Source organism: Amycolatopsis sp. NPDC104775 (assembly GCF_055583325.1).
The window spans coordinates 1,097,298-1,110,442 of sequence record NZ_JBVJOE010000001.1 but is presented as its reverse complement, the minus strand read 5'-3'; the positions used below and the strand labels follow the sequence as shown (position 1 = coordinate 1,110,442).

The following is a 13,145-nucleotide window of genomic DNA, read 5'->3' as shown; positions in this document are numbered from 1 at the left end:
CGTGGCCGGGCAAACCGCGGTCGCGCTCCGCGGTGAGTAATCCGGACACTTCGGGTCTCCCGGTGACCGAGGCGGCGTGAACACGACTGACTACCAGCACACCGCCGCGATCGAGTTGCCCGCCGACGAGCTTTTCACTTATTTGCGCGAGCCGCGGAATCTGCCGCGATGCTTTCCGCGGATGCGCCAAGCCATGCGCGTCATTCTTTCTGGAATAGGGGAGAATCCGCGAGGTCGTCGACGCCGACGTGCGGCATCTTCGGCGCTGCTCGACGTTTATCGGCGGTGCCGTGGAGCCTGAAAGCGCGAATTCAAGCGGTAAGGCCTACAGCCAGCCGTTGGCTTCGGCGAGGCGGGCGGCTTCGGCGCGGGTGCGGGCTTCGGTCTTGCCGATAGCCGATGACAGGTGATTGCGGACCGTTCCTGGCGTAAGGCCGAGCGTACGTGCGATGTCGGCGACTGTGCCGCCTTCGGCTGCGGCGCGCAGTACGTCGGCTTCACGGTCGGTGAGCGGGCTGGTGCCCGTGGCGAGAGATTCCGCCGCCAGAGCCGGGTCGATGAACCGGAGTCCCGCGTGGACCCTGCGGATCGCGTTGAGCAGCTGCTCGGGCCGGGAGTCCTTGACCACGAACCCGGCCGCGCCTGCGGACATCGCGCGGGCGAGGTAACCGGGGCGGCTGAACGTCGTGCAGATCACCACGCGGCAGGCAGGCAGCGCGCGCCGCAGCTCGGCGGTGACCGCCAGCCCGTCGCGGCCGGGCATCTGCACGTCGAGAAGCGCGAGATCCGGGTTCGTGCGCCGGGCGGCCGGGACGACTTGGGCGCCCGAGCCGACTTCGGCCACGACTTCGATGTCCGGTTCGAAGCTGAGCATCGACGCCAGCGCGCCGCGGACGAGTGCCTGGTCGTCGGCCAGCAGGACGCGGATCATGCCGGGGCCGCCTCTACGCGGGCGAATACCCGGTAGCCGCGCGGGCCGCAGCCGTGCTCGAGGCGGCCGGAGACCGCGGCCATGCGTTCGGCCAGGCCGGTGAGGCCGTGCCCGGGCTCCGGTTCTCCGCTGACCGTCCCGTCGTCGGTCACCTCCACCCAGCCGGGACCGACGCGGATCCGGCAGCGCCCCGCGTTGGAGTGCCGGAGGACGTTGGTGACCGCTTCCCGCACGACGTAGCCGAAGACGCCGCGGAGCTCGGGCTGGACGTCGTCGACCGACGCCGGCAGTTCGGCCTGGACCCCCGCGGCGCGCAAGGCCAGCCGGGCGCCGGAAAGCTCGGCGGCCAGCGATATCTCCCGGTATCCGGAGACGGTGGCGCGGACATCGGCGAGCGACTGGTGGCACAGCGTTTCGAGATCGCGGACCTCGTTCAGCGCGAGCGCGCTGTGGACGCCCGATTCCAGGGCTCGCCGGGCGAGCCCCAGCTTGACGGCCATCGTCGAGAGGTTGTGGCCGAGAATGTCGTGCAGCTCGCGGGCGAGGCGTTCGCGTTCGGAGTCCACGGCCATCCGCCGGATCCGCGCCTGAGCGACCCGCAGGTGACCGACGGCGAAGGTCAGCGCGAAGACGATCGCGAGCGCCGCGGTGACACCGCCGAGCGTGGCGACCTGGTTCCAGTTCACGTGCCCTGATCCGGCGCGCATCCAGACGAGCTGGGCGGCCGCCGTCGCGAAGCCGAGCGGAATCGAATAGCACAGCGGCAGCAGCATCAGGCCAAGCGCGACGGCGAAGGTCAGATCGGTCAGGTATTCGGGGGAGCCGAAGATCAGGGCGGGGGCGAGGCCGAAGATGAACACCACCGCCGCCATGAGCGCCCGCTCCCGCCGGGGTGCCGACGGCCCGTGCCACAGCGCGAAGAGGTAGCTCATTCCGTAGCAGGTGATCGCGGCGAGCGCGAGCACCACAAGCGCAGTGCCGTGCGGCTCGTGGACGATCATGACGCACCGGGGGATCAGTACCAGCAGCGCGAGGCCGTTCACCATGACGGGGGCGACCCGGCGCCGCCGGTCGCCCCAGAAGCTCCAGTCCGGCCACTGCCGCACGGAAAACCTGCCGGAATCGCCCACCCCGACACCCTAGGCATTGACCACCGGGGACGCCCCATGACAGATGGCACGGGGCGTCCCGGCCGCGCGGTGGTGCGGTAGAGCCATGGCGAACAACATCATGAGGAAGCTCCTGCCGACGGCTTTCGCCGTCACCGCAGTCGTGTCGGGGATGTCCGCGGCGGCCGGGCCGCCGCGGACATCGGTGTCCTGGGGAGCGTGTCCGGCCGACGTCGCCAAGCCCGGCCTGCAGTGCGCGACCCTCGACGTACCTCTGGACTACCGTCACCCGGACGAGCAGAAGATCAGCGTGGCGATCTCGCGCCTGGCGAGCGCGAAACCCGCTCAGCGCCGCGGTGTCCTGCTGGTCAACCAGGGTGGCCCGGGCCTGGACGGACTGGCTTTCCCGGACGCGCTCGCAGCCGCGGGGCTGCCGCAGCAGGTTCGCGACGCCTACGACATCATCGGGTTCGACCCGCGCGGGATCGGTCACAGCACCCCGGTGACCTGCGACATGACCCCAGCCCAGCGGGTGACCAGTGTGAACCCACCTTTTCCGTACCGGCCGGCGGACGTGACCAAGGCGGCCGGCGCTGCGAAGACCGTTGCCCGGCAGTGCCTGACCTCGAAGACCGCGTCGACGCTGCCCTTCGTGACTACCGCGAACACCGCGCGCGACATGGACCGCATCCGGACGGCGCTGGGCGAACCGAAGCTGTCGTACTACGGCGACTCCTACGGGACGTACCTCGGCGCGGTGTACACGACGCTGTTTCCCGACCGCAGCGACCGGATCGTTCTGGACAGCAGCCTCGGCCCGGACGGCTACGACGTCGAGGCGCTGCGGAGCCAGGGGCAGGGCTTCGAAACCCGGTTCCCGGACTTCGCGAAGGTGGCCGCGGCTGATCCAGCGCAGTACGGCTTGGGCACGACCCAGGCAGCGGTGCGGGCGAAGTACTTCGAGCTGGCGGAGCGCCTGGACCGGGCGCCGGTGCAGGGGTACGACGGCACGACGTTCCGCACCATCACCGCAGCCTTCCTGCGCGCGGACGCAGCCCTGCCTGCTCTGGCGAAGTTGTGGCACCACCTCGACGTGAACGAGCCGGTGGACGCGGCGGCCACCGGCTCTGGCGACAACTTCGCGGCCGGCTACCTCGCAGTCGTCTGCGGTGATTCGCGGTGGCCGGAGGAGGTAGCGACCTACCAGCGCAACGTGGCTGTCGATCGCGTCCGGTTTCCGATGTACGGTCCGTACGCGGCCAACATCCGGCCGTGCGCGTTTTGGCCGTCGCCGGTGGAACCGCGGGTGCGGATCACCGATCGCGGCCCGGCGAACGTGCTGATGCTGCAGAACCTGCGTGACCCCGCCACGCCGCTGCCAGGCGCTCTTCGCCTGCGCGCGGCGCTCGGCGACCGCGCCCGATTGGTCACGGCTGACCAGGGCGGTCACGTGGCATACCTCAACGGGGCGAACCAGTGCGGCAACAACGCCGTGAGCGCTTACCTCGCCACCGGCCGCCGCCCGGCGCACGACAGTTTCTGCTGGAACTGAGCGATGGGCCGAGCGTGTTTTCACGCGTTAGTCCAGACGAAGTTCACCTCGTCGACGACAAGCCCCGCCTCGCCCGCTCTGTGGAGATCAATCCTGCCGCGCATGGGGCGGTGATGATCGCGCCATGTGGCAGTCGATCACGGAGAAGACTGCGAAGCGCCGCTACGAAAACATGGGAAAGTGGTTCAGCGCGGTCATCGGGGACGTGTCCGAGCCGGACTGTGTGCTGGAGATCAATCCGCAAGCGGACTGCCGGATCACGGTCAAATTCTTCGACGGCCATGGCAGCACGCGTTTATCCTACGGGTTCTGGCTCGTGGAACCGGACACCCTGTTTCTGCGGCACATGATGCGGTGGGAGTATCCGGACGACGGGAAATTTCACTTGATGAATGAAGCGTCTCTTATCGAGGACATCTTCTGGGAGAAGCCCGATGGCGTCGTGCGCCGCGAGCTGCGTCAAGGAAACACCGTGCATGCCGAGGACTATCGGGACGTGCCGATCGATGCGAACTGGGAGCCGTACCCGGTGTTCGGCGACTTTGCTTCCATCGCGCGCGAGGACCGCGACCAGCCACTCCGATTAGGGTGAGGTGACGCGTTCAGAGAACAAGCAAACGTGATGAACGACCGAGACCCCGGTGCGGGACAGGAGCCCGAGGGAATCAGGAGGACGGCCTCGTCACTGGTGTTCGCGTCGCTGTCCCGGGCTCGCCGGTGCCGGTTGGCGACGGCGGCGGTCGTGCTGGCCGCCGTCGCGGTGCTGGGCGGTTCGGGCTGGTGGTTGTCCGATGGACGCTACGTCGACGGGTATTCGCTGCCGGAGGGTGCGGTACCGATCGGCGACCGCGAGGTCTGCGCCAACACCGTGGCCGTCATGGTCGGCACAGATGCTGAGATGGCTGCCGTCGCCCGGGCGTTGCGCGGTGATCCTCGAGTCCTGCGGTCTTGCACCGAGACCAAGCAGGACAGCTACGCGAGGTTCCGGAAGATGTTCGCGAACCAGCCAGTGCTGCTGGAGCTGACGTCGGCGGACGCCATGCCGGCCTCGGTGACTGTGGTGCCGAGGGACCAGACGGACACCGCGGGCATCGCCGAGCAGTTCCGCGTCCAGTTCCCCTCGGCGCGAAAAGTCAACGACAGCACCTATTCCAGCGGGAGGATTACCGGGCCGGGCGACCGGGATCCCATCTGCCCGCCCAGCGGAGAACACCCTCGCTGACCATGCGCGCAGCGAGCTGGCGGCACGCCGAACGGCACCCGGTCCGTCGATCTGCTGCTGGAGCGATCCGGATCGTCGTTGCCCGTCTGGGTTACCCGGGGTGGAGGTCGAGCTGGTGGCGTCCTTGCACGTTCGGGTAGTGCTTACGCCGCGTGGCCCCGCTTCCTGGTTTCGTGGCCGTCGACGGAAGGCCGCCGCCCCGGTCGGGGCCGGGGAGAAACGGGGGACGAGTCGCATCGTGGGCGATCAGGACGCAGCGGAGGAAAACCCGCCGGGCAGCACCGCCGTGGTGGCGAGGAAATCACGGATGGGGTTGGTGCTAGGGCTGGTGGTGGTGTGCACCATTGCTTACCTGGTGGTGCTGTTCGGGTTCGTTCGCGCGGGCGGGGAACGCCGGCAGGTGTTCACCCCCGACGCGGCCGACCCACCCGAGGACTGACCCGCCCCCCCCGCCGGACAGGACGCACATCGGGAGAGGACGAAATGCGCCTAGTGCTTCCTGATGACGTCGAGCCCGATACACACGATGCGGCAACGTCCTTTCCGGTCTGCACGGCGATGTCCGCGCGGCGAGGTTGCCCACGCGCATCGCCGCGGTCGTCTGCCCGACGCCGGGCAAAATTGGACTGCCGTAACAGATCACCGCCGAGAACGGCAACGACCAGCGGCTGGGCGCAGCGCTGACGGCATGCCCCCCAGACCGCGTGGGAGCGACGCCTGACCCGAACTTTGTTGAGCCACAAACTGTTCACCCAGGACTCAGCCCCGCGCAGCGCGGCGCTGCGGTCTTGACCGACCCGGAGAGCGAGACATCGTGAGCGACGAGGAAGAGCCGGACGCGACGACACACCATGAGCATGAGGACGACGATCAGCCTTCGGCCGTGCGTCGTCGTGGCCGGCCGTCCCGCACGTCCGGCCACGACGGCCAAGAGGAGCACGATCGCGGCCCGGTAGCAAAAAAGAGGGGCCGGCCCCCGAAAAAAGCTCACTGACAGGCACTGCCCTGTCTCTGCCGACAAGTGTTGTCCGACTGTCGGGTCAGGGCGACCGGGCGAGGTGTTCGCCGGCGGGGTCCGGCGACCGGTCTCGAAGCCGGATTTGCAGCTATGGCGCGATGCGTGGACACGCCCGCCGAACGTGCCGACGAGGCCGCGACCTCCGAGCCAGCCAGGTCGCCGCCTTCGTGCAGGACGCCCTGCGCGACTGACCTATTTGCCTGCCTGGGGTCCGCCGCTCGCGAGCGGAGGACCCCAGGCTTGACACGCGCCGTCTGCGCTCTGCAGGCGTCAGCGAGGTTCCGTCGCCGCTAGAGGATGTGGTTCGCCTGTCAATGCAACGAGTGCCGTTGCGACTTCCTCGATGGTCGCGCTGACGTAGGTCAGCGTATTGCCGGATCGACCACTTGCTTGGACGTGGCCTGCGTAAGCAGCTGCCACGGCGTAGCCGAAGTTGCGTTCGACCCACGTGAGTGTCGTATAGCGGAGCCAGTGCGAGGTGACTCCCAAGGTCGAAACCCAGGGAAGGATTCGGCCTATTCGATTCCAGAGCTGGTCGTAGTAGGTGACCGGGATCGGCTTTCCGTTGCGATGACGGAGCAATTGGGTGGTCTTGTCGTAGTCAGGAGCTCTGTAGTGAGTGTGGGCTACGAGTGCCTCCATGAGACTTGGCGATACCGGCTGATCCCGCACAGTGTTTCCCTTCTCTCTCAGCCGGACAGTGAGCTGCGTGGTGTCGAGATCGCAGGGACGCAAGGCCTTCGAGCCACCTCGCCGACATGCCGTTTCGATATGCAGCCGGATGATCAGTGAGTTCAACGCCGGGTCGACGCCGGTGGTCGCGGCGACTTCGTTGATCTCAGCGAGTTGCGCTGTCGTGAGCGGGCGTCGAGTGCTTTTCTGTCTTACCGGCTTTCGCAGGTCGCGTGCAGGATTTTCGTCTTGGGTGATCAGGCGGTCTGCGACGGCGCACCGGTAGAGCAACTTGATCGCATCGATGAAGTTCGCGCGAGCGCCAAGGCCGTTCCGCGAATTGTGGCGAAGCACCGATCGTTCCTGGACCTTGATCGAAAGGTTCATGATTTCCGAGGCTGTCGGTTCGTCGATGCGCCGCGTCGGCCACTCGTCTTTCACGACAGTCAGGTAGACAGCCCACATCTCCCGGGAACTGGACGATGCGGCTTTGAGTGCCTTCGGCACGTATTGAGCGAAAGTCGGCATCGCCTCCGCCCTGGCGTCAAGACCGGCGAGACCCTTCGGGGAAACGCCCATGGTCTCCAGGAGTGCTTTAGCGGCTGTGACGATGTCCGCGGAGCGGTGGGGAGTATTCATGTCAGTCCCTCAGGAGAGAAGCGCTGATGAGTTGCGGCCAGAAGCTGCTCGACGAGCGGCATGGGGTAGATCAGGAGCAGATCTACGGAACGGCTGGCAGCCAGCAGCAGGGGGTCGCCGGTGCGTATTTCGCATCGCGCCCGCAAACCGGCGGGCACCTTCACCCGCGGGCCGCCGACTACGGCGAAGGCCCCTTCGGGGTCTCGGCGGATCATCACCGCCGACTCGTCGCACGACGCGACGGACAGTCTGGTGCCCGCTGTCCAGTCGAGGCTGTGGAGGAGACTCCGCTCGGCGACGCGCCCGGACCGGTCAATCCTGGCGATCGCGTAGCTCCACGCAGCTTCGGGGAGACGTCGGCGGATCGCAGGCAACGGCACCGGCGGCGAGGGGGTGCTGCTGGCCGTGATCGGACGTGCGCCTGCGGGCGGGATCAGCGGCATGAGTCGCGGCTCAGGCATCCGACCACCTGCGAGCCTCGCCAGAGGTCCATGCCGAGCGGGTCAGGTGAAGGCTGAGATCCCTCAGTGGATACGCAGGGTTTGCAGCGAGGTAACCCACTGTGTTGTGACGGTCGCTGTAGCAGCGTGAGGTTGCGTGGGGATGTATCACCGATATCCTCTGGTAAGCGACCGCTTAGCGGTGGCTGTCCAGCGGCGGACAAGGAGACGGTGTGGTGGAGTCGTTCAAGGATCGGGTTGCCCTGGTCACCGGGGCCAGCCGGGGGATCGGGCTGGCCATCGCGAAGGGGCTCGTCGAGCGCGGGGCGAAGGTGTGCATCACGGCGCGCAAGCCGGAGCCGCTCGCCGAGGCCGTGGAGCAACTCGGCGGTCCGGACGTCGCGATCGCGGTGCCCGGCAAGGCCGACGACGCCGCGCACCAGCAGGAGGCGGTCGCCGCCGCGGTCGAGAAGTTCGGCAGTCTCGACCTGCTGGTCAACAACACCGGCATCAACCCGGTTTACGGTCCGATGCTGGACATCGACCCGGCCGCGGCGAGCAAGATCTTCGCGGTGAACGTGGTCGCGCCGCTGTCGTGGATCCGCGCCGCGCGGGACGCGTGGATGGGCGAGCACGGCGGGGCGGTCGTGAACGTCGCTTCGATCGCGGGCATCCGCACCTCGCCGGGCATCGGCATGTACGGCGTCAGCAAGGCCGCGCTGATCCGGCTCACCCAGGAACTCGGCGCCGAACTCGGGCCGAAGATCCGGGTGAACGCGGTTGCTCCGGCGGTGGTCAAGACGCAGTTCGCGACCGCGCTGTACGAGGGGCGCGAGGAAGAAGTCGCGGCGGCGTACCCGATGAAACGGCTCGGCGTGCCGGAGGACATCGCTGGCGCGGTCGCGTTCCTGCTGTCCGGCGAAGCGGGCTGGGTCACCGGGCAGACGGTCGTTCTCGACGGCGGCGTGACGCTCGGCGGCGGTCTGTGAGCGCCGGGGTCGTCATCACCGGAGGCGGTGGCGGAATCGGGGCTGCGCTGGCACGTCGGTTCGCGGCGGACGGTGCGCGCGTCGTCGTCGCGGACCTCGACGGCGACCGGGCGGCCGAGGTCGCGGCGGAGGTGGGCGGTACGTCGTTCGCCGGAGACGTAGCCAGCGAATCCGGTGCGGCCACCCTGATCGAGACCGCCCGCGAAACGCTCGGTGAGATCGACGTTTTCTGTGCCAACGCCGGGGTCGCGCCGTTCGGTGACGCCGACGCCGGCGAGGACGCGTGGTCGCTGGCGTGGGACGTGAACGTCATGGCGCACGTCCGCGCGGCCCGGTTGCTGCTGCCCGCGTGGCTGGAGCGCGGCGAGGGCCGGTTCGTCGCGACGGTGTCCGCGGCCGGAGTGCTCACCAGCCTTGGCTCGGCTCCGTATTCGGTGACCAAGCACGGCGCGCTGGCGTTCGCGGAATGGCTGTCGGCCACCTATCGGCACCGCGGGATCAGCGTGCAGGCGATCTGCCCGCAGGGCGTGCGCACCGCGATGCTGGAAGAGACCGGCGAACGCGGCAAACTGCTGATGGGCGCGAGCGCGATCGACCCGCCGCAGGTGGCCGACGCGCTGTTCGCCGCGATGGCCGAGAACCGGTTCCTCGTGCTGCCGCATCCCGAGGTCGCCGACTTCTATGCCTTGCGCGCCACCGAAACCGACCGCTGGCTCGGCGGGATGAACAAGCTGCAGCGGAAAATGGAGGAACTTCCCGGCGACGCGTGACCCGCTATTCTCCCGGGGCGGCACGGAGCCGCAGGGAGAACAGGGAGCCGGAATGACCGCACCCGCGCGTACTGACCTGTCGCGCATCGCCACCGCCAGCTTCATTGGCACCGCCATCGAGTTCTACGATTTCTACATCTACGGAACCGCGGCGGCGCTGGTGTTCGGGAAGGTCTTCTTCCCGACGTTTTCCTCGACCGCCGGGGTGCTGGCCTCGCTCGGCACCTTCGCGGTCGGATTCGTCGCGCGCCCGGTCGGAGCGATCCTTTTCGGACACTGGGGCGACCGGATCGGCCGCAAGGCCATGCTGGTCACCTCCCTGCTGGTGATGGGACTGTCCACAGTGGCCGTCGGGCTGGTGCCGGATTACCGCACGCTCGGCCTCTGGTCGCCGATCCTGCTGGTAGTGCTGCGTTTCGTGCAAGGCATCGGCCTCGGCGGCGAATGGGGCGGCGCGGTGCTGATGTCCACCGAGTACGCGCCGCCGGGCAAACGCGGGCTGTACTCGGCGTTCCCGCAGCTCGGCCCGGCGATCGGGTTCGTGCTGGGCAATCTGCTGTTCCTGATGCTGGACGCGGTGCTCCCGCCGGCCGAATTCCTGTCCTGGGGCTGGCGGCTGCCGTTCCTGTTCTCCGCGGTGCTGCTGGTGGTCGGGTTCTACATCCGGATCACCATCGCCGAGACGCCGGTTTTCCAGGCCGCTTTGGACAAAGCCGAACGAGCTAAAGTTCCGCTGTTCGAACTGCTGCGGAAACAGCCGCGAGTGCTGGTGCTGTCGACATTTTCCTTTGTGCTCGCGCACGCGCTTTTCTATACCGTCACGACATTCTGCCTTTCGATGGCGACGACCACCCTCGGCATTCCGCGCACGACTGTCCTGATCAGCCTGCTCATCGCGGCCACCGTGATGGGCGTGGCGACACTGGTGTTCGCGGCGAAATCCGACCAATGGGGCCGCCGACGGCTGAGCGCGGCGGCCGCGGTGTCCGTTGTGGTGTGGGCGTTTCCGCTGTTCGCGTTGCTGCGGACGGGAAATCCGGTGTTGCTGACGCTCGGGTTCGTCGGCGGCCTGACGTGTTTCGCGATGCTGTACGGGCCGATGGGCGCGTTCCTGCCGGAGCTGTTCCGGGTGCGGTACCGGTATTCCGGCGCGTCGATCGCGTACAGCGCCGCCGGGGTGATCGGAGGCGGGATCGTGCCGCTGATCTCGACCGACCTGTGGGCGTCCACCGGTTCGACGGTGCCCGTTTCGCTGGTGCTGGTCGCGCTCGGGGTGCTCAGTTTCCTGTGCGTGCTGGCCCTGCCGGAAACCCGGGACCACGACTTCTCCGACGGGCTCGCCTGACTTCCGGCCTCGCCCGGCCGGGGGAGGCCGGGCGGAAACCGGGCCGCACGCACTGTTTCCGCCGCCGGTGCGCCGTTCGGGCTGCGGCTCTTGACACGCCGATTTGGTCTAGTCCAGTGTGTGACGGCACCCTTCCGGGTGCACTCCTCCCGGGTTGATCCCGCCGCCTCAAACCGGAGGTGTTCCGTGGTGCTCGTGGGAGGAACACAATGAAATCTGTGCGTCGGCTGGCCGCGCTCGCGGCGGCGGCAGGGGCGGCCCTCGCGACGGCGGCCGGGGTGGCCACGGCCGCGCCCGCTCCGCAGCTCGCGGCCGCTCCGGACCCGGTCCTCGCTTCGCCGTACCTGTACCAGTGGGCGGGACAGACGAGTGCGTCGGCGGCGATGTCCGCCACCGGGATCAAGACGTTCACGCTCGCGTTCATGCTGTCGGACGGCTCGTGCAACCCGAAGTGGGACGGCGACCGCTCGCTGACCGGTTCGGACAAAACCCTGATCACCAGCATCCGCGACGCGGGCGGCGACGTCATCCCGTCCTTCGGCGGCTGGTCCGGCACGAAGCTCGGCGCGAAATGCTCGTCGGCCTCCGCGCTGGCGGGGGCGTACCAGAAGGTGATCGACGCCTACGGCCTGAAGGCGATCGACCTCGACATCGAGAACACCGACGAATTCGAGAACGCGACCGTGCAGGACCGGATCCTCAACGCGGTCAAGATCGCCAAGCAGAAAAACCCAGGCCTGCGCGTCGTGATCACGATGGGAACGGAAACGTCCGGCCCGAACGACTGGGGCAAGCGGCTGATCAAGCAGGCGAAGGCGATCGGCGCGCCGGTGGACGTGTGGTCGGTGATGCCGTTCGACTTCTCCAGCGGCGGCGACATGGCGGGCAAGACCAAGTCCGCGGTGGACGGCCTGGTTTCCCAGCTCAAGTCGACGTTCGGCTGGGACAGCGCCACGGCGTACCGGCACGCGGGCCTGTCGTCGATGAACGGCAAGACCGACAACGCCGGCGAGGTCGTGTCGGTTTCGGACTTCACCGCGATCCGCGACTACGCCGCCAGCCACCACCTCGGCCGCTTCACCTTCTGGGCCACGAACCGCGACTGCTCGGGCGGCGGCGAGTGCAGCGGAATCTCGCAGCCGAAGTACGCGTTCACGAAGATCGTGGCCGGGTATCACGGCTGATCCGGCCTGGGCTGGTTCTGGCCCGTTTTGATCTGACCCGGGCTGGATGAGCTTGGCGACGAGGCCGCCGTTTCGAGGGGTGCGGCCTCGTCGCCACTTGCGGTGGGGCGGGGTGAAGTGTGGGTGCAGGGGAGTGGCCAGCGGTGGTTTGGGGCGGCGGGTTCGCGGGGTGGGAGTCGCTCGGGTCGAGACTGGCGGATCTCGGCTGATCCGGCCGGGGCTGGCGTTTCGAGGTGCAGCCTGGTCCGCATCCGCGGTGAGGGCAGCGGCTTCGCGGGAGTGGGCAGCGGTGGGTTGGCGAGCCGAGAGCGCCACTCGGGCCGGGGCTGCCAGGAACCGGGAACACGCGGTAGCGGCGGGGGTCGGAGCCGAGACCTGGGTGGCGTGCGGCTTAACCGCGTCGAGAGGGAGCGGCCGTGCCGAAAGGGGGCACGGCGGCAGCGGCTGAGCGCGACGAGACCCGCCTCGCTCCGGGACCTGGCACACCAAGAACGCCCCCACACTCCTGGACGCCAGAACGCCCCCCACACTCCCGAATGACGGAGATCGCCGTCCAGCACTCACCTTGGCGTCCGATGCGCGCTCCTAACCAGAGTGCTCAGCTCAGCCACCCACCCGACGGCCGAAACCCGGAGAAGTTCCACCCGCCGGACCTCCACCACGGGCCCGTCAGGCACGGAGCCTCAGCCGCCTAGCACCCCTCGCACGAACTCCGTCTTCCCCGCCGTGTACTCCTCCCGATCCGTCACCTCCCCGGCCAGCCGCCGCTTCAGCTCGGCATACTCCACCGCCAGCCTGGGATCACCGCGAAGTGCGTCCCGGAATTCCAGCTGCGCCCGCCACCTCGGATGTCCCTCGGGCAGCACATGCAGATGCGCCACCCGATGCCGTCCCGTCGGGTCCGGCAGCACGAAAAACCGTCGCCAAGGCGCAGCAACGTCCAGTTCCGGCGGCACAAAACACCACCCGGCCGAGGAAAGCACCGGCACCACCGCTGACACCGTCTCCGGGGACAGATCCCGCAGCGCCGCCATCACGTCGAGCACCGGTTTGGCCGCCAGCCCGGGCACCGCTGTCGAGCCGACGTGCTCTACCCGCCCATCGGCGAGCCACGGCGCGAGCAGCCGCGCAACGTCCGCGCACAGCGCAGAACCCCGCGACGCCCACGCCGGATCCGCAGGACAAATTTCCGGCCGTTCATAGGCCCAGGCCGGAGCATCGGACCGGTCAGCCACGCGGAGGCTCCGGGAACATCGGTGAAGCCGGGATCTCGC

13 protein-coding genes are annotated in these 13,145 nt (G+C 68.3%); 8 read left to right on the top strand and 5 right to left on the bottom strand.

The window, feature by feature from the left end:
- Positions 1-325: 325 nt before the first annotated feature.
- Entirely contained in the window at positions 326-931 is a 606-nt protein-coding gene (locus tag ACZ63D_RS04830; RefSeq protein ID WP_465352960.1) for a response regulator transcription factor, read from the bottom strand.
- Positions 928-2,061 carry a sensor histidine kinase gene (locus tag ACZ63D_RS04825; protein WP_465352959.1) on the bottom strand — a complete coding sequence of 378 codons (1,134 nt, stop codon included), beginning with the start codon at positions 2,059-2,061 and terminating at the stop codon, positions 928-930. The genes ACZ63D_RS04830 and ACZ63D_RS04825 overlap by 4 nt, the downstream gene beginning before the upstream one ends.
- 85 nt (positions 2,062-2,146) lie before the next feature.
- Between ACZ63D_RS04825 and ACZ63D_RS04820 the strand changes: the two genes are divergently transcribed.
- The 4 genes from ACZ63D_RS04820 to ACZ63D_RS04805 all read left to right on the top strand — a co-directional run bounded on the left by ACZ63D_RS04820 (position 2,147) and on the right by ACZ63D_RS04805 (position 5,253).
- Positions 2,147-3,592 carry an alpha/beta hydrolase gene (locus ACZ63D_RS04820; RefSeq protein WP_465352958.1) on the top strand — a complete coding sequence of 482 codons (1,446 nt, stop codon included), beginning with the start codon at positions 2,147-2,149 and terminating at the stop codon, positions 3,590-3,592.
- A gap of 124 nt (positions 3,593-3,716) precedes the next feature.
- The gene (locus tag ACZ63D_RS04815) at positions 3,717-4,184 is read left to right on the top strand and encodes a hypothetical protein (RefSeq protein ID WP_465352957.1); all 468 of its coding nucleotides are present in this window, start codon (positions 3,717-3,719) and stop codon (positions 4,182-4,184) included.
- A gap of 30 nt (positions 4,185-4,214) precedes the next feature.
- Positions 4,215-4,814, top strand: a complete 600-nt coding sequence (locus ACZ63D_RS04810) for a permease-like cell division protein FtsX (protein WP_465352956.1) — start codon at positions 4,215-4,217, stop codon at positions 4,812-4,814.
- A gap of 307 nt (positions 4,815-5,121) precedes the next feature.
- The gene (locus tag ACZ63D_RS04805; protein ID WP_465352955.1) at positions 5,122-5,253 is read left to right on the top strand and encodes a hypothetical protein; all 132 of its coding nucleotides are present in this window, start codon (positions 5,122-5,124) and stop codon (positions 5,251-5,253) included.
- An 849-nt stretch (positions 5,254-6,102) separates the two neighbouring features.
- Here ACZ63D_RS04805 and ACZ63D_RS04800 read toward each other — a convergent pair.
- Complete coding sequence (locus ACZ63D_RS04800; RefSeq protein WP_465352954.1) at positions 6,103-7,143, bottom strand: tyrosine-type recombinase/integrase; 1,041 nt, start codon at positions 7,141-7,143, stop codon at positions 6,103-6,105.
- Positions 7,140-7,604 (bottom strand): hypothetical protein, encoded by a 465-nt coding sequence (locus ACZ63D_RS04795; protein WP_465352953.1) that lies wholly within the window; start codon positions 7,602-7,604, stop codon positions 7,140-7,142. The genes ACZ63D_RS04800 and ACZ63D_RS04795 overlap by 4 nt, the downstream gene beginning before the upstream one ends.
- 215 nt (positions 7,605-7,819) lie before the next feature.
- On the opposite strand from ACZ63D_RS04795, the gene ACZ63D_RS04790 reads away from it, so the two are divergent.
- The 4 genes from ACZ63D_RS04790 (at position 7,820) to ACZ63D_RS04775 (ending at position 11,871) form a co-directional block, all read left to right on the top strand.
- Positions 7,820-8,572 carry an SDR family oxidoreductase gene (locus ACZ63D_RS04790; RefSeq protein WP_465352952.1) on the top strand — a complete coding sequence of 251 codons (753 nt, stop codon included), beginning with the start codon at positions 7,820-7,822 and terminating at the stop codon, positions 8,570-8,572.
- Complete coding sequence (locus ACZ63D_RS04785) at positions 8,569-9,342, top strand: SDR family oxidoreductase (protein ID WP_465352951.1); 774 nt, start codon at positions 8,569-8,571, stop codon at positions 9,340-9,342. The genes ACZ63D_RS04790 and ACZ63D_RS04785 overlap by 4 nt, the downstream gene beginning before the upstream one ends.
- 52 nt (positions 9,343-9,394) lie before the next feature.
- Positions 9,395-10,687 carry an MFS transporter gene (locus ACZ63D_RS04780; protein ID WP_465352950.1) on the top strand — a complete coding sequence of 431 codons (1,293 nt, stop codon included), beginning with the start codon at positions 9,395-9,397 and terminating at the stop codon, positions 10,685-10,687.
- Positions 10,688-10,896: 209 nt separating this feature from the next.
- A complete protein-coding gene (locus tag ACZ63D_RS04775; protein WP_465352949.1) occupies positions 10,897-11,871 on the top strand; it encodes a chitinase in 975 nt (324 codons plus the stop codon).
- A 683-nt stretch (positions 11,872-12,554) separates the two neighbouring features.
- On the opposite strand, the gene ACZ63D_RS04770 is transcribed toward ACZ63D_RS04775, so the two are convergent.
- Positions 12,555-13,106 carry a GrpB family protein gene (locus ACZ63D_RS04770; RefSeq protein WP_465352948.1) on the bottom strand — a complete coding sequence of 184 codons (552 nt, stop codon included), beginning with the start codon at positions 13,104-13,106 and terminating at the stop codon, positions 12,555-12,557.
- Between the last annotated feature and the right edge of the window lie 39 nt (positions 13,107-13,145).